Source organism: Enterobacter cloacae complex sp. FDA-CDC-AR_0132, assembly GCF_003010695.1.
GTDB classification, from domain to species: domain Bacteria; phylum Pseudomonadota; class Gammaproteobacteria; order Enterobacterales; family Enterobacteriaceae; genus Enterobacter; species Enterobacter ludwigii.
Genome location: NZ_CP027618.1, coordinates 1831696 through 1848669, shown reverse-complemented (window position 1 = coordinate 1848669; position 16974 = coordinate 1831696). Strand labels below are relative to the sequence as shown.

The window sequence follows — 16974 nt, the reverse complement described above, 5'->3', positions numbered from 1 at the left end:
CCGCCAGAAGGCGGGTTTTTAAAATTTGTGCTACTGGGTTGGAAGCTTACAGGCTTACAACGTTACCAGCTGCTGGGCCTTTAGCGCCGCTTTCGATGGTGAAGGAAACTTTCTGACCTTCATCCAGAGATTTGTAGCCTTCGTTCTGGATAGCAGAGAAGTGTACGAACACGTCTTTAGAGCCATCGTCAGGAGTGATGAAGCCGAAACCTTTATCAGCGTTGAACCATTTTACCAGACCAGTCATTTTAGCAGACATAGAATTACCTTAATTAACAAATATATTGTGCCTTCCGGCTTGATGGATTGTGTTACAGATTTTTAAGCGATGAAGGAAGGGTCACTACGAAGGGTATCTATGGATAACAATCTGGACTGCTTTACTAAACTGCTTTAGGTCTGTGTAACAAACCGACCTGTATAGTTATACCGATGTGGTAGAAGAATAACAAGCGTTATTTTCGCCCGGAATAAAAAACCCCGCCTGAGGCGGGGTTTTCCGATTTATTCTGTGGCAGCGACCGCTGCACTCCACGCCTGACTAAAGGCCTGGTGCTGGGAGGCCAGTGGCCCAATCAGCGCATTATACTGGCTTGCCTGCTGCGAGGTCGGGAACTGAATACCGTTGGCCACAAAGCTCACCTGAGTGCCCTGCTGGGAGATGAAGTCCCCCACCTGAACCAGCTGCTGCGTGAAAATTTGCGCGGCCGGGATCAGCGGTTGCATCGCTTCAGAAGGTTTCGACACCACTTTCTCATACACTTTGTCGAAGACCGGTTTGAGATCGTCGCCCTGCTTCAGCGCGGAACGTGACGCGTCCGCCTGCATTTTCGCATTCTGCAGCTGTTGGCTCAGCACGCCGAGCGCACCGTTGGACTGGCGCAGCGGTTCACGTTGCGTCATGTAATCCTGCGGGACGCGAATAGCGTTCACGCTATCCACAACCGGACGGATACCGGAATCCATCGCCTGGCTCACCTGCTGTGAATAACCATAAAGAATGGCGTAATCAGACACGAAGGGGCCAAACTGTTTTTTCTGATCCGCAGTCAGCGTCGGCAACCGTTCACCGCTGCGCATCACCGTATTCTGTAGAAAATCGATAAACGCTTTGCGCTGATCGCCTTCTTTATCAAAACACCCACTCAGGCTAACAACCATCAACAACGCCGCAATAGGCGCAAACCAGCGAGAGCAGGACTTTCCTGTCGCCATTTCATTACTCCTTTCACCCAAAAAAGCGCACACCGGCACATGCGTGCCCGACGCTGACAAGGATAGTCCAGGTCAGCCCTGCAAGATACTCTTTTCATGCAAAACGGCTATTGCCGTTTTATTTCTTACTATTTACAAAAAAATACCTGGCGAAGCCGACATAAGCGTAATCAGGTAATTAGTCTCACCGTGGCAACGGCTGAAACGCATAAAGCGATCGTTACCGCACGATTAATCACATCCGTGACGATCCGTCGTTTGTATTAGGGACTATTCTTAACAGGCTCTCTGATGTTCTTGATCCCGGTATGTGATTTAAGAGGAGTCCTCAATGGAATATAAAGATCCTGAGCTTGAGCTGCTGAGCAGCCTGGAACAGATTATTTTTAAAGATGTACCGCAGACGTTAACCCTGCAACAAAGATCCAATCCCTTTAAAGAATATGAGCAATTGCGCAAAGGGACTGGATTAAAAACTGAAGAATTCGCCAGAGCGATGGGTGTCAGCGTGGCTATGGTGCAGGAGTGGGAGTCAAAACGCGAAAAACCCACCCCAACCGAGCTAAAGCTGATGCGCCTGATTCAGGCCAACCCTGCACTCAGCAAGCATATAGCATGATGCAGTAAAGTGAGTTACCGCCCCCGCCTTTGCGGGGGCTTGTGTTTTAAAGGGGGGCACAGCGCCAACCCGCCTCTTCCCAGACCAGTTCATGCGTCAATGCTAACCCCCGCAAAAAAGCCTCATCGTGAGAAACCACCAGCAATGCCCCGGGAAAACCGGCCAGTGCGGCTTCAATCGCCTCGACCGAGGCCAGATCCAGATGGTTGGTCGGTTCATCCAGCAGTAAAAGCTGCGTAGCGTCTTCACGCCACAAGACACAGGCCAGAGCAGCCTTGAGACGTTCCCCGCCGCTCAGCTCAGCCAGCGGAAGCACCACTTTGTCAGCGCCCAACTGAAGCTGCGCTAAACGGGTTCGCAGCACACCCTCTTCCAGAGGTGTATGACTCAGATTGAGATGTGCCATCACCGACTGCGAAAGATCGAGCTGCGACAGATGTTGATCGAGATAAGCGCAGTTTACCGATACCTTACACGTTCCTGAGAGCGGAGCCACTTCGCCGAGAATGGCTTTTAAAAGCGTCGATTTACCGCAGCCGTTTGGCCCTTTTAGCGCCACGCGCATCGGTCCGTCCATCCGCCAGTTGGTCGGCGGGAGAGTGACGTGTGGCAGCACCAGCCCCTCCATCACCAGCACCTGTTTCCCCTCAGCAATCTGGCTTCCAGGCAACGTGAACATCACCGGATTCTCCTCTTCAACTCGCTCCCGGGCCTTGTTCACCGCGGCATTCAGCGCTTCATGTTGATCGCCATGCTGTTTTTTCCACGCGCCAATGCGCTCTTTGGCGGCCATTTTGTATTTGACCCGCTCGAACGAGGCAATATTAAGGTTATCGACCGTACGTAACGTCTTCGCCGAACGCCGCTGGCTTTCGTCATGCTCTTTTTGCATCCGTGCGCGGGTGCGTTTGCGTTCTGTTGCCGCATGTTCCAGTGCCGCACGGGCTGCCTGCTGTTCGGCGTCCCGCTGATGCGTATAGTCGTCGTAACTGCCACCGTAGTGGCGAAGACCCGAGGCGCTCAGTTCAAGAATACGCGGTACCTTCGCCAGCAGTTCACGGTCGTGGGAGGCCACCAGCACGCCCCCCTGATAACGGGCGAGCTGGTCGTAGAACCACTCACGTCCCTGCCGGTCGAGATGGTTGGTGGGTTCGTCCAGCAGCAGATAATCCGCATCAGACGTAAACGCGCCACAGAGCAACGCGCGAATGCGCTCGCCGCCACTGAGTTCCATGGCTGATTTATCCGGGTCAAATGGTGGAAGTTTTGCGTGGAAAAACGCCTCGCTCAGACGGTCTGCTACATCCCAGTGTCCGTCGAGTAACGCCAAATCATCGGGCTGGTAGTCACCGCTGTCGATGCGCTTACGCGCCGCAAAAATCGCCTCATACCCCAGCAGCTCAGCAAGCGTGGTTCGCGGGGAGATATCGGGCTGTTGTGCCACATAAGCGTGCGTTGCAAAACGTTCGATATGACCGCTGGCAGGTTCATCACACCCTGCCAGCAAACGTAGCAGACGTGTTTTACCGCTGCCATTGCGGCCAACCAGCGCGCACAGTGACGGCGCCAGAGAAAGATTCAGCGGACCAAAAAGGGTATCGCCCGTCGCAAACTGACAGGTCACCTGATGCAAAATAAAAGAAGGGGATTGCGCAAAATGAGCCATAAGCACTCCTGAATGAAATCAAAACATCCCCTGCCGACGCGGTCGCGTTTAGCAAGGATCGAAATTCATCAGTCGTGTTTGTTCATTTTCGGGATGCGCTCCTGAGGGAGAAATATAACGAGAAACAGGATAACGGTAATTTGCTGACCATTTCAAGGTGAATTTTTAGGCGATTGCACTGCGCTTAGCTGGTCCACAAAAAAACGAGACATAAAAAAACCCGCCGAAGCGGGTTTTTCTCATCTGCTGGCCCGTCACCGGGCACATGCACGTTACTGCAGCAGCGAAATATCCGCCACGCGCAGGAACAGCTCACGCAGTTTTTCGAGCATAGAGAGACGGTTGATACGCAGCTCTTTATCTTCCACGTTCACCATCACTTTCTCGAAGAAGGCATCGATGACATCACGCAGTTCCGCCAGCTCCACCAGGGCTTCCTGGTAGCGGCCTTCGGCGAAATACGGCTCCAGCTTGTCACGCAGTACCACAACCTGCATCGCCAGGGCGATCTCTTCTGGCTCTTTCAGCGTCGCAGCGTTCACACGCTCGTTCAGCGTTTCGTCGGATTTCGCCAGAATGTTAGAGACACGCTTGTTAGCCGCGGCCAGTGCAGATGCCGCTTCCAGCGTACGGAAGTGGGAAACCGCCTTCATACGCGCATCGAAATCTGCCGGACGGGTTGGACGACGTGCCAGTACCGCCTGAATGGTATCGACGGTGTAACCTTCGTCCTGATACCACGCACGGAAGCGACCAAGCATAAAGTCGATCACATCGTCGACCACGTTGGCGTTGGTCAGCTTATCACCGTACAGACGTACCGCTTCTTCAGTCAGGGTCTGCAGATCCAGGTTCAGGTTCTTTTCAACGATGATACGCAGCACGCCCAGGGCAGCACGACGCAGCGCAAACGGGTCTTTGTCGCCTTTTGGATGCTGGCCGATGCCAAAGATACCTGCAAGGGTGTCCATCTTATCGGCAATCGCGACCGCACAAGCCACCGGATTAGACGGCAGCGCGTCACCCGCAAAGCGCGGCTGATACTGCTCGTTCAGGGCCACGGCCACATCTTCCGCTTCACCGTCGTGACGCGCGTAGTGCATCCCCATCACACCCTGGGTGTCGGTAAATTCGAACACCATGTTGGTCATCAGGTCACACTTGGACAGTAAACCCGCGCGCGTTGCGTGGTTCACATCCGCACCGATTTCACGTGCGATCCAGCCAGACAGCTCCGCAATACGGTCAGTCTTGTCGCGCAGCGTACCCAGCTGTTGCTGGAACAGCACGGTCTGCAGACGTGGCAGGTGATCTTCCAGACGCTTTTTACGGTCGGTGTTGAAGAAGAACTCGGCATCCGCCAGACGTGGACGCACCACTTTCTCGTTACCGGAGATAATCTGGATCGGATCTTTTGATTCAATGTTCGCCACGAAGATGAAGTTTGGCAGCAGCTTGCCGTCGTTGGCGTAAACCGGGAAGTACTTCTGGTCACCCTTCATGGTGTACACCAGCGCTTCAGCCGGCACGGCCAGGAATTTCTCTTCGAACTTCGCGGTCAGTACCACTGGCCATTCAACCAGAGAGGTTACTTCTTCCAGCAGGCTGTCGCTCAGATCCGCTTTACCGCCAATCTTACGCGCCGCGTCTTCCGCATCCGCCTTGATTTTGGCTTTACGCTGTTCGTAGTCAGCAATAACTTTACCGCGCTCCAGCAGGATCTGCGGATACTGGTCAGCATTGTCGATGGTGAACTCAGGCTCGCCCATGAAGCGGTGCCCACGGATCACGCGATCGGACGCCACACCCAGGATGGTAGCCGGAATAACAGTATCGCCCAGCAGCAGCGTCACGGTGTGCACAGGACGTACGAAGTGCACGTCGCTTGCGCCCCAGCGCATCAGTTTTGGAATCGGCAGCCTGGCCAGCGACGTGGCAATCATGTCAGGCAGCAGCGCTTGCGCACTTTCACCTTTCACATGTGCACGGTACAGCAGCCACTCGCCTTTATCGGTGGTCAGACGCTCAGCCTGATCGACGGTGATACCACAACCACGCGCCCAGCCTTCAGCCGCTTTGCTTGGCTTGCCTTCAGCATCAAACGCCTGAGCAATCGCCGGGCCACGTTTTTCAACTTCACGATCCGGCTGAGACGCCGCCAGGTTCGCCACTTTCAGCGCCAGACGACGCGGAGCAGCAAACCATTCAATTTTACCGTGTGCCAGGCCAGCGTTATCCAGCTCAGCAGTCACGTTCGCAGCAAAAGATTCAGCCAGGCTGCGCAGGGCTTTTGGTGGCAGCTCTTCGGTGCCAATTTCCACCAGGAAAGTTTTCTCAGACATGGCCGCCTCTTATTTGTTTCGGTTGCACATCGGGAAGCCAAGGGCTTCACGGGACGCATAGTACGCTTCTGCAACGGCTTTGGTCAGGGTACGAATACGCAGAATGTAGCGCTGACGTTCAGTCACGGAGATGGCTTTGCGGGCGTCCAGCAGGTTGAAGCTGTGGGCGGCCTTCAGAATACGCTCGTAAGCAGGCAGTGGCAGCGGAGACTCCAGCGCCAGCAACTGCTGCGCTTCTTTCTCGTACTGCTCGAAGCAGGTGAACAGGAAGTCCACATCCGCGTATTCGAAGTTATAAGTGGATTGCTCCACTTCGTTCTGATGGAACACGTCGCCGTAGGTGGTTTTACCCAGCGGGCCGTCGCTCCAGACCAGGTCGTAAACGCTGTCTACGCCCTGAATATACATGGCCAGACGTTCCAAACCGTAGGTGATTTCGCCGGTAATCGGTTTACATTCCAGACCGCCAACCTGCTGGAAGTAAGTGAACTGCGTCACTTCCATACCGTTCAGCCACACTTCCCAACCCAGACCCCAGGCACCCAGCGTTGGGTTCTCCCAGTTATCTTCCACGAAGCGGATGTCGTGAATGGTTGGATCCATACCCAGCTCTTTCAGTGACCCGAGGTACAGTTCCTGAATGTTGTCTGGCGATGGCTTAATCACCACCTGGAACTGATAGTAATGCTGCAGACGGTTCGGGTTTTCGCCGTAACGGCCATCGGTCGGACGACGTGAAGGTTGCACATAAGCAGTCGCCATTGGCTCCGGCCCCAACGCGCGTAAGCTGGTCATTGGGTGTGAAGTGCCTGCGCCTACTTCCATGTCCAAAGGTTGAACAATGGTACAGCCCTGACGAGCCCAGTAATCCTGTAAGGTCAGGATCAGGCCCTGGAAGGTCTTGGTATCAAACTTTTGCATAGTATGTCGTGCTGGATACGTGTGGTTTTAAATGGAAGGGACCAGTATACCCGCTGCCTGCAAGATATACAGTACGAAACGGGTTTGTTTAGGGAAAATTGGGGAAATAAGCCACCACGCCAGGCAGCTGCCGGCGTCTGGCTGTTGATTATGCGAGCGGCTTAGCGCATGGAGAGATGTAAAAACTGACCGTCTGCGTCAAACGAACAGACAAAGCCCTCTTTACGGGACGTATGGCCTTTCAGCTCATAACTCCCCTGGAATCGCTCAAATCCGGTGACATCAATGTTCTGCGCATCCGAGCTATAGCGGCGCGCAGCCTGATCCTTACAGAACTGCTCCATATTCAGGGAGCGTTCCGGGCTGATTTTTCCCTGCTGTGCTTTTTGCACGGGTGCAGAGGGTGGCGTACTGCATCCTGCCAGGATAAACAGCAGAAAGAGTGACGCCGCACGCTTCATCATCATTTTTATTACCGCCCTGTTCAGTGGCTGTTATTTTTAGTAGCAAAGCTTTTATAGATTATGCCCTGGCATTCTGCGAACCTCGCGGCTTTCAAACAAGGCTGCTCAATAAAACTCAGAATTTTCCAGAGAGAGGCTTCAATACAATCGCAGTCACACTGAATTTACAAGGGATGATGAGGAACTGATGTCGTCAAAAATTAGCTGGATTGATAATCTGCGAGGAATAGCGTGTCTGATGGTGGTCATGATCCACACGACGACCTGGTATGTCACCAATGCGCACAGTATCAGCCCTGTTAACTGGGATATAGCCAATATTCTTAACTCCGCGTCGCGGGTCAGTGTGCCGTTGTTCTTTATGATTTCCGGCTTTCTCTTTTTTGGCGAGCGTAGCGCGCAACCGCGTCATTTTATCCGCATCGCCGCCTGCCTGGGCTTCTACAGCGCCGTGGCCTTGCTCTATATCACCCTGTTCACCTCGATTAACGCCGGGCTATCTCTCAAATACCTTCTGCAAAAACCCGTCTTCTACCATCTGTGGTTTTTCTTCGCCATTATCGTTATCTATCTGGTTTCCCCACTGATTCAGGTGAAAACCGTGAGCGGGAAAATGCTGCTGGCGCTGATGGTGGTCATTGGCATCATAGCTAACCCGAATACGGTCTCGCAGAAAATTGATGGTTTTGAATGGTTACCGGTCAATCTCTATATCAACGGCGATACCTTTTACTACGTGCTCTACGGCATGCTGGGGCGAGCTATCGGGATGATGGACACCCAAAAACGCGGCATGAACGGGCTATGTGCAGCGTTGTTTATCATCGGCGTGATCGTGATTTCGCGTGGAACGCTGCATGAACTGCAATGGCGCGGCAATTTTGCCGATACCTGGTACCTGTATTGCGGCCCGATGGTCTTCATCTGTGCCGTATCCCTGCTTACGCTCGTCAAAAACACCCTGAACGCACGCCCTCTTCCGGTGCTGAGCGTTATCTCCCGGCACTCGCTCGGTATATACGGTTTTCACGCGCTGGTGATCCACGCCCTGAGAACGAGAGGGGTCGAGTTTAAAAGCTGGCCTGTGCTGGATATCCTGTGGATTTTCACCGTCACGCTGATGGCGAGCCTGCTGCTGTCAATGCTGCTGCAGAAGGTCGACACCCGCCGCTTCGTCAGTTAACGCTGCGCTGTCGGGCACGATGATACTGGCGCGGGGAGGAAAACCCCGCGGCCAGTGAGGCCTGTTCCACGCCACGCCCTTGCAACAGCCACTGTTCAGCCACCGCCAGACGCAACTGCTCCAGATAGTCGCGAACGCTTATCCCTAAATGCGTCTGAAAAAGCCGCGTTAAATGGCGCGGGCTGACATGCGCCAGAGCGGCAATCTCGGGTAAAGCCCAGGCTTTGTGCGGCTCGGTGGTAAGCGCATCCTGCGCACGATGAATGGCCGGGTGAAGATGATTGCGGTAGCGTAACCATGGCGACAGCTGGGGATCGTCCCCGGAGCGACGAAACCAGACCACCATTTCGCGCGCCACGGCCAGCGCTTTTTCTGCGCCACACAGACGGTTAATCATATGCAGCGCCAGGTCGATGCCCGAGGTGATGCCGGCGCTGGTCCAGATATTCTCATCCTGCACGAAGATCCGGTTTTCTTTGATGATTGCCGTCGGAGCCGCCGTACGCAAACGGCTTATAACGTCATGATGCGTTGTGCACTGCCGGTGGTTCAGCAAGCCCGATTTTGCCGCCAGCAACGCCCCTGAACAGACACACATGACGGTGATATCCTGACGATGAATGTGCGGCTGCAGGCGCATTAACCAGTGCTGAATCAGCTGCGCCTGCGGCGTTGAAAACTGAAAGCGGGAGTCGCTTACCCCCGGCAGCACCAGCAAACTGCCATCAGGCAGGCTTTCCGGCAGCGGCTGAATACCGCCCATCATCAGACCAATCGACGTCGGAACCTCTGCCTGCGGACCGATGTAATGCAGGCGAAACGCGTCTCCTGCCAGCACAAAGGTCTCTGCCGGGCCCGTCATGTCTAATGACAGCACCCCGGGCAACATCACAAACCAGACGTCGATGCTCATTACAGTGACTCCAGCGTCTCCGCAACCGTTTTAATGTCGGCAAACCGCCCGGCCAGTACCGTCTCGGTACGATGACGCAGTTCCTCTGCGCTCAGGGTTATCCCCTTGTGCGTCATTGGAAACGTGAGCGTTGCCTCGCTAACAAAGGTCACAGCATAGCCCAGATCGGATGCCACCCGCGCAGTGGTTTCACAGCATTGCTCCGTGCGAATGCCGCACACGATGAGCTGATTAATGTCTCGCTCACGCAGCCAGCGGTCAAGCCCGGTATCCGTGAACGCATTATGGACGTGTTTCTGGAAGACCACGTCCGGCTGATGACGTAAAAAGGCCATCGGTTTGACATAGCCGCTTTGCAGTGTGAACGGACCGTCTTCATCTATATGGAAAATATCAACGACAGGAATGCCGCGCGCCTGGCAGCCCTCAATCAGCCCCAGCATCGCCTGCTGAAAGGCAGGAATCTCGTTCTCCTGCCAGTAATCGCGGTGATGAAATGACTGCTGAGTATCGATGTTGATTAATGCAGTACGTGACATGTTGAATCTCCTCGCCAGTGGGTATGACACCATCCTGGCAAGGAAATGAAGGCCCGCACAGACCAAAAAAGGACAACCTCGTGCCTCTGACAGACAACCGTATTTACGACATCAGCGGCAGCAGCTGTTGGTAGATTTTGCGAAAGACCTCGCGTCTTTGCGCATAACGCGCATGACGTGCCGCGTCAGGCAGATGCGCCTGTTCCAGTTGAAGCTGCGGTAACAGCTGAGAAAGCGGCGTTTCCGGGTTCATGGCAATCTGTGCCAGTCGCGCTGCACCGAGCGCAGGCCCCACATCACCACCGGTACGAAAATCGAGCTGCAGTCCGCTGATATCAGACAGCATCTGGCGCCAGTAGCTGCTGCGCGCACCGCCGCCAATCAGGGTGATACTCGCCGGCGTCACACCGCAGTCATGTACCACGTCCATTCCGTCCGCCAGGGCATATCCCACGCCTTCCAGAACGGCACGAGCCAGTTCCGCCGGGCCATGCTGATGGGTTAACCCAAAGAATACCCCTTTCGCTTCCGGGTTGTTATGCGGCGTGCGCTCGCCGGAAAGATAGGGTAAAAACCAGACGGTACCCGCACTTTCATCCGCCTGCTGTGCAGCAGCAATCAGTGCCGGAACATCAGCCATCCCGGTCAGTTTCGCGGCCCAGTCAAGGCAAGAGGCGGCGCTCAACATAACCGACATCAGATGCCATTTTCCCGGCAGCGCATGGCAGAAACTGTGAACGGCACTTTCAGGATTACTGCGATAACCATCGCTGACCGCAAAATAGACGCCAGACGTTCCCAGCGAAAGCATCGCCTGCCCGGCTTCCACCATCCCGACCCCCACGGCACCCGCCGCGTTGTCACCGCCACCGGCCACCACCGGGACAGCGGGCATATTCCAGCGTTCTGCGACGGCAGGCTGTAAGGTACCCGTTATCTCACTGCCCTCATAGAGCGCTGGCATATGTTCGCGAGTCAGATGGCAGGCATCGAGCATGGCCTCGCTCCAGTCACGTTTGGCCACGTCGAGCCACATCGTGCCGGCAGCATCGGACATGTCGCTGGCGAAATCACCCGTCATGCGAAAACGCAGATAATCTTTTGGCAGTAAAACTTTCGCCACCTGACGGAAAATTTCCGGCTCGTGGCGGTGTACCCACAGTAACTTTGGTGCGGTAAAACCGGGCATCATCAGGTTGCCGGTAATACTGCGGGAGGTGGGTACTCGCTCTTCAAGGAGTGCGCACTCTTCCGCACAGCGACCATCGTTCCAGAGAATGGCCGGTCGCAGGACGTGATGCTGACTGTCCAGTAACGTCGCGCCGTGCATTTGCCCGGCAATGCCGAGGGCTTTGACGTCACGCAGACTGTGCTGTTCACCTAGCGCTTTGATTGCACGATCCGTTGCCAGCCACCACTGCTCCGGATCCTGCTCCGACCATAGCGGATGCGGACGTGAGACCTGCAGCTTTTCTGTCTGCGTTGCTAACACGTCGCCCTGCTCGCTTAACAGGATGGCTTTCACACCCGATGTGCCAAGATCAATCCCGATATACATTCGGTGACTCCTTTAACAGAAATGCCCGGTGGCGCGACGCTTACCGGGCTTACGTTATTATCTACTCGCTGTTATTTATCGAACAGGTAGTGATTAACCAGGTTTTCCAGCAGCTCCTGATGCCCGCTCTGATGCTGCGGTGCCAGTTGATGTTGTTCAGCGTACTTCGCGACGTCCGCAAGCGATAACTGGCCTTTCAAAATTTGCTGACCCAGCTCACTGTTCCAGCCGCTATAACGCTTCGCGACACGTTTATCCAGTTCACCGTCTTCAATCATACGGGCGGCGACTTTGAGCGCCAGCGCCATGGTATCCATTGCGCCAATATGGCCATAGAACAGGTCGTATTTGTCGGTGCTCTGACGGCGCACTTTGGCATCGAAGTTCAGCCCGCCGGTGGTGAAACCACCCGCTTTGATAATTTCATACATCACCAGCGCATTCTCTTCCACGCTGTTCGGGAACTGGTCGGTATCCCAACCCAGTTGCGCATCGCCGCGGTTAGCATCAACAGAACCGAAGATACCCAGCGCGATAGCAGACGCGATCTCGTGATGGAAAGAGTGGCCGGCCAGCGTGGCATGGTTGGCTTCAATGTTAACTTTGATCTCTTTTTCCAGGCCGAACTGTTTCAGGAAGCCGTACACGGTAGCAACGTCGTAGTCGTACTGGTGCTTCGTAGGTTCCTGAGGCTTCGGTTCGATCAGCAGCGTACCGTGGAAACCGATTTTGTGTTTATGGTCGACCACCATCTGCATAAAGCGGCCAATCTGCTCGCGCTCCTGACGCAGGTCGGTGTTGAGCAGGGTTTCATAGCCTTCACGACCGCCCCACAGCACATAGTTTTCGCCGCCCAGCTGATGCGTGGCGTTCATTGCGGTAACCACCTGCGTTGCCGCCCAGCTAAACACTTCCGGATCCGGATTGGTTGCCGCACCCGCGCCATAGCGTGGGTTGGTAAAGCAGTTGGCCGTGCCCCACAGCAGCTTCACGCCGCTTTGCTGCTGTTTAGCCGCCAGCACATCCACCATCTGCGCGAAATTGTTCAGATACTCTTTCAGTGAGGCGCCTTCCGGCGACACATCCACGTCATGGAAGCAGTAGTACGGCACGTTCAGCTTGTGGAAGAATTCAAAGGCGACATCGGCTTTACGCTTCGCCAGCTCGATGGCCTCACCCGGCTGCTGCCATGGACGGTCAAAGGAACCCACGCCGAACATATCGGCTCCGTTCCAGCAGAAGGTATGCCAGTAACAGGCGGCAAAGCGCAAATGATCTTCCATGCGCTTACCCAGCACCAGCTCATCCGGGTTGTAGTGACGAAATGCTAAAGGATTGGTTGTTTTCGGGCCTTCGTAACGAACACGATCGAGTTGGTCGAAATAAGCTTGCATATTGAGCTCCATAATCAGGGTATGCGGCGAGTCGTTGATACAGGAGTAATAGTGAATAGACATTTTGGCTTGCTCAATTACGTTATTTCACACTGCTATTGAGAGAATGCACAACTGTGCGCTGGCTCGCAAAATAATGTGCAGGCAAACTATTTTTCGGTCCCTCTTCCATAATCAAATGTAATTAAGACGTTACGTATTTTAAAATTCGATCGCGGTCATAAATTCAGAAATAAACCAAATATCATAATGCGAAGATAAAAATCTGTAATTGCCAGCCCGCCTTTCCCCGTTAAAAATTTGCTGCGTCCCAGCAGTGAATGTTTCTTTTATCTCAGCAACACATACCCCTACAAAAAGGCCCTATAATTATGAAGATAAAGAACCTGTCCCTTACTCTCTGCACTACGCTCCTCCTTGCAAGCTTTGCCGGACATGCCAAGGAAGTCAAAATTGGCATGGCGATTGACGATCTCCGCCTTGAACGCTGGCAGAAAGATCGCGATATTTTTGTGAAAAAAGCGGAATCACTTGGCGCGAATGTGTTTGTGCAATCCGCGAACGGCAACGAAGAAACGCAAATGTCGCAAATTGAGAATATGATCAACCGCGGCGTCGATGTGCTGGTCATTATCCCTTATAACGGCCAGGTATTAAGTAATGTCGTTAAAGAAGCCAAACAAGAAGGCATAAAAGTCTTAGCCTATGACCGCATGATTAATAATGCGGATATCGATTATTATATTTCGTTCGACAATGAAAAAGTGGGTGAATTACAGGCTAAAAGCCTGATCGACAAAGTACCTCAGGGCAATTATTTCCTGATGGGCGGCTCGCCGGTTGATAACAACGCCAAGCTGTTCCGCGAAGGGCAAATGAAAGTCCTGAAGCCGTATATCGACAGCGGTAAGATTAAAGTGGTCGGCGATCAGTGGGCGGATGGCTGGCTGCCAGAAAACGCGCTGAAAATCATGGAAAACGCCTTAACCGCCAACAACAACAAAATCGATGCTGTCGTCGCATCCAACGATGCCACCGCAGGGGGCGCAATCCAGGCACTCAGCGCCCAGGGGCTGGCAGGAAAAGTGGCTATTTCGGGTCAGGATGCCGACCTCGCGGGCGTCAAACGCATCATGGCAGGCACACAAACCATGACCGTCTACAAACCGATTACCCAGCTTGCGAATACGGCGGCGGAAATTGCCGTGGAGCTGGGAAATGGTAAGCAACCTAAGGCAGACGCGACGCTGAATAACGGGCTTAAAGATGTTCCGGCTCGTCTGCTCACCCCCATTGAAGTCAATAAAGACAACATTGACGCCACCGTCATTAAAGACGGTTTCCACAAGAAGAGTGAACTGTAATCCAGCGCGCCCCTGCTCTGCGGGGGCGCATCGAGTTGTACTGTTCTTCCCTCGGGTCATGTGGAGCAGTTATGCCTTATTTACTTGAAATGAAAAGCATCACCAAGCGCTTTGGCGCGGTGAAAGCGGTCGACAACGTCAGTCTGCGGCTCAATCCCGGCGAAGTGGTCTCGCTGTGTGGCGAAAACGGATCGGGCAAATCGACGTTGATGAAAGTGTTGTGTGGGATCTACCCGCACGGCAGTTACGAAGGCGAAATTGTCTTTGCCGGTGAAGTGATTCAGGCGACACACATTCGCGATACCGAACGCAAAGGCATCGCCATCATCCACCAGGAGCTGGCGCTGGTGAAGCACCTCACCGTGCTGGAGAACATTTTTCTGGGGGCCGAAATTTCACGTCATGGCGTACTGGATTACGACACCATGACGCTACGCTGTGAAAAACTGCTGGCCCAGGTAAGTCTCGCGATCTCCCCGGATACGCGCGTCGGTGATCTTGGCCTCGGGCAACAACAGCTGGTTGAAATCGCCAAGGCGCTGAACAAACAGGTAAGGCTGCTGATCCTCGATGAGCCAACGGCCTCCCTCACCGAGCAGGAAACGGCCGTCCTGCTCAATATCATTCGCGATCTGCAAAACCACGGCATTGCGTGCATCTACATTTCGCACAAGCTCAATGAGGTAAAAGCCATTTCGGACACCATCTGTGTGATCCGCGACGGTCAGCACATCGGCACACGTGAAGCTGCCGGCATGAGTGAAGATGACATCATCACCATGATGGTGGGGCGCGAGCTCACGGCGCTCTATCCAAACGAACCGCACACCACGGGTGACGAAGTGTTACGCGTGGAAAACCTCACCGCGTGGCATCCCGTTAACCGCCACATCAAGCGCGTTAATGACGTCTCGTTTTCCCTTCACAGCGGCGAAATCCTCGGTATTGCGGGGTTAGTCGGGGCCGGGCGCACTGAAGCCGTCCAGTGCCTGTTTGGCGTGTGGCCGGGCCGCTGGGAAGGCCGTATTTTTATCGACGGACAGCCGGTAAAAATCGAAAACTGCCAGCAGGCGATTGCCCACGGTATTGCCATGGTACCGGAGGATCGCAAGAAAGATGGCATCGTCCCGGTCATGGCGGTGGGTAAAAACATCACGCTTGCCGCGCTCGATAGGTTCTCCGGTGCGCTGAGCAGCCTCGATGATGCTGCTGAGCAGCAGTGCATTCTCCAGTCGCTCGCCAGACTCAAGGTCAAAACATCCTCCCCGGAACTGGCCATTGGACGTCTGAGCGGGGGCAACCAGCAGAAGGCAATCCTGGCGCGCTGCCTGCTCCTCAACCCACGCATATTGATCCTGGACGAGCCGACGCGTGGGATCGATATCGGCGCCAAGTACGAAATCTACAAACTGATTAATCAGCTTGTACAGCAAGGGATTGCCGTCATTGTCATCTCGTCTGAGTTACCCGAAGTGCTCGGCCTGAGCGATCGCGTGCTGGTCATGCACGAGGGAAAACTGAAAGCCAATCTGATTAACCAGAACCTGACGCAGGAGCAGGTGATGGAAGCCGCTTTAAGGAGCGAACGTCATGTCGAAAAGCAATCCGTCTGATATTAAAGTCGCTGTTCCGACGCCCGGCGCGTTTGCCGGTCTAAAAGCGTTGAACCTGCAGGTTTTCGTGATGATCGCGGCGATTATTGCCATCATGTTGTTCTTTACCTGGATGACCGATGGCTCGTACTTAAGCGCGCGTAACGTCTCTAACCTGCTGCGTCAGACTGCCATTACCGGCATCCTCGCGGTGGGCATGGTATTCGTGATTATCTCGGCGGAAATCGACCTGTCGGTAGGGTCGATGATGGGTCTGCTCGGTGGCGTGGCGGCCATTTTTGACGTCTGGCTTGGCTGGCCACTGCCGCTGACCATTGCGGTTACGCTGGTGCTGGGTCTGCTGCTGGGTGCCTGGAACGGCTGGTGGGTTGCCTACCGTAAAGTCCCGTCGTTCATTGTCACGCTGGCGGGGATGCTGGCCTTCCGCGGGATCTTAATTGGCATCACCAACGGCACCACCGTCTCCCCTACCAGCGCAGCCATGTCACAAATTGGTCAGAGCTACCTCGCCGATAGCGTCGGCTTTACGTTCGGTGTGATTGGGTTGCTGGCGTTTGTGGCCTGGCAGTGGCGTGGACGAATGCGCCGTCAGGCGTTGGGTCTGGCATCGCCAGCGTCAACGTCCACAATCGGTCGTCAGGCACTCACTGCGGTCATTGTACTGGGCGCAATCTGGCTTCTGAACGACTATCGCGGTGTCCCGACGCCGGTATTGCTGCTGGCACTGTTGCTGCTGGCCGGGATGTTTATGGCCACGCGTACCGCGTTTGGTCGCCGTATTTATGCCATCGGCGGCAACCTTGAGGCTGCTCGCCTTTCAGGGATCAACGTCGAGCGCACCAAACTCGCCGTCTTCGCCATTAACGGCCTGATGGTTGCTATCGCCGGGTTGATCCTCAGCTCGCGTCTGGGGGCGGGTTCTCCCTCGGCCGGGAACATCGCCGAGCTGGATGCTATCGCCGCCTGCGTCATTGGCGGCACCAGCCTCGCAGGCGGTGTCGGCAGCGTGGCAGGCGCGGTGATGGGGGCATTTATCATGGCTTCGTTGGATAACGGGATGAGTATGATGGACGTCCCGACGTTTTGGCAGTATATCGTCAAGGGGGCCATTCTTTTGCTGGCAGTCTGGATGGACTCTGCAACCAAGCGACGAGCCTGATAACAATATTGTGACTTATTTGGG

The 16974-nt window shown here is 54.6% G+C and carries 15 protein-coding genes; 5 read left to right on the top strand and 10 right to left on the bottom strand.

The window, feature by feature from the left end; all coding sequences use genetic code 11:
- Positions 1 to 46 precede the first annotated feature (46 nt).
- Together cspE and AM379_RS08970 are read right to left on the bottom strand one after the other, a co-directional pair.
- Entirely contained in the window at positions 47 to 259 is a 213-nt protein-coding gene (cspE, locus tag AM379_RS08975) for a transcription antiterminator/RNA stability regulator CspE (protein WP_014168131.1), read from the bottom strand.
- Positions 260 to 504: 245 nt separating this feature from the next.
- On the bottom strand, positions 505 to 1215 hold the full coding sequence (locus AM379_RS08970; RefSeq protein WP_020882641.1) for a DUF3053 domain-containing protein: 711 nt from the start codon (positions 1213 to 1215) through the stop codon (positions 505 to 507).
- A gap of 331 nt (positions 1216 to 1546) precedes the next feature.
- On the opposite strand from AM379_RS08970, the gene AM379_RS08965 reads away from it, so the two are divergent.
- The gene (locus tag AM379_RS08965) at positions 1547 to 1834 is read left to right on the top strand and encodes an HTH-type transcriptional regulator (protein WP_014168128.1); all 288 of its coding nucleotides are present in this window, start codon (positions 1547 to 1549) and stop codon (positions 1832 to 1834) included.
- A 46-nt stretch (positions 1835 to 1880) separates the two neighbouring features.
- Here AM379_RS08965 and AM379_RS08960 read toward each other — a convergent pair whose 3' ends face one another.
- The 4 genes from AM379_RS08960 to AM379_RS08945 form a co-directional block, all read right to left on the bottom strand.
- Entirely contained in the window at positions 1881 to 3500 is a 1620-nt protein-coding gene (locus AM379_RS08960; protein ID WP_106503624.1) for an ABC-F family ATP-binding cassette domain-containing protein, read from the bottom strand.
- A gap of 272 nt (positions 3501 to 3772) precedes the next feature.
- Complete coding sequence (gene glyS, locus AM379_RS08955) at positions 3773 to 5842, bottom strand: glycine--tRNA ligase subunit beta (protein WP_014168126.1); 2070 nt, start codon at positions 5840 to 5842, stop codon at positions 3773 to 3775.
- A gap of 9 nt (positions 5843 to 5851) precedes the next feature.
- The gene (glyQ, locus tag AM379_RS08950; RefSeq protein ID WP_014168125.1) at positions 5852 to 6763 is read right to left on the bottom strand and encodes a glycine--tRNA ligase subunit alpha; all 912 of its coding nucleotides are present in this window, start codon (positions 6761 to 6763) and stop codon (positions 5852 to 5854) included.
- A gap of 161 nt (positions 6764 to 6924) precedes the next feature.
- Entirely contained in the window at positions 6925 to 7230 is a 306-nt protein-coding gene (locus AM379_RS08945) for a YsaB family lipoprotein (RefSeq protein ID WP_106503623.1), read from the bottom strand.
- A gap of 184 nt (positions 7231 to 7414) precedes the next feature.
- Between AM379_RS08945 and AM379_RS08940 the strand changes: the two genes are divergently transcribed.
- Positions 7415 to 8410, top strand: coding sequence for an acyltransferase (locus tag AM379_RS08940; protein WP_020882643.1), 996 nt, complete (start codon positions 7415 to 7417; stop codon positions 8408 to 8410).
- Here the strand turns inward: AM379_RS08940 and AM379_RS08935 are convergent.
- The 4 genes from AM379_RS08935 to xylA form a co-directional block, all read right to left on the bottom strand.
- Complete coding sequence (locus AM379_RS08935; protein ID WP_106503622.1) at positions 8403 to 9323, bottom strand: GlxA family transcriptional regulator; 921 nt, start codon at positions 9321 to 9323, stop codon at positions 8403 to 8405. The genes AM379_RS08940 and AM379_RS08935 overlap by 8 nt on opposite strands.
- Positions 9323 to 9862: an isochorismatase family protein gene (locus tag AM379_RS08930; RefSeq protein ID WP_106503621.1), complete on the bottom strand. Its 540-nt coding sequence runs from the start codon at positions 9860 to 9862 to the stop codon at positions 9323 to 9325. The genes AM379_RS08935 and AM379_RS08930 overlap by 1 nt, the downstream gene beginning before the upstream one ends.
- A 103-nt stretch (positions 9863 to 9965) precedes the next feature.
- On the bottom strand, positions 9966 to 11420 hold the full coding sequence (gene xylB, locus AM379_RS08925) for a xylulokinase (protein WP_014168120.1): 1455 nt from the start codon (positions 11418 to 11420) through the stop codon (positions 9966 to 9968).
- A gap of 71 nt (positions 11421 to 11491) precedes the next feature.
- Complete coding sequence (xylA, locus tag AM379_RS08920; RefSeq protein ID WP_106504352.1) at positions 11492 to 12814, bottom strand: xylose isomerase; 1323 nt, start codon at positions 12812 to 12814, stop codon at positions 11492 to 11494.
- 371 nt (positions 12815 to 13185) lie between these two features.
- Here xylA and xylF point away from each other — a divergent pair, with 371 nt between their 5' ends.
- The 3 genes from xylF to xylH all read left to right on the top strand — a co-directional run bounded on the left by xylF (position 13186) and on the right by xylH (position 16950).
- The gene (gene xylF / locus AM379_RS08910; protein WP_032679983.1) at positions 13186 to 14178 is read left to right on the top strand and encodes a D-xylose ABC transporter substrate-binding protein; all 993 of its coding nucleotides are present in this window, start codon (positions 13186 to 13188) and stop codon (positions 14176 to 14178) included.
- A gap of 71 nt (positions 14179 to 14249) precedes the next feature.
- Entirely contained in the window at positions 14250 to 15791 is a 1542-nt protein-coding gene (locus AM379_RS08905; protein ID WP_020882648.1) for a xylose ABC transporter ATP-binding protein, read from the top strand.
- Entirely contained in the window at positions 15769 to 16950 is a 1182-nt protein-coding gene (xylH, locus tag AM379_RS08900; RefSeq protein ID WP_106503620.1) for a xylose ABC transporter permease XylH, read from the top strand. The genes AM379_RS08905 and xylH overlap by 23 nt, the downstream gene beginning before the upstream one ends.
- Positions 16951 to 16974 lie beyond the last annotated feature (24 nt).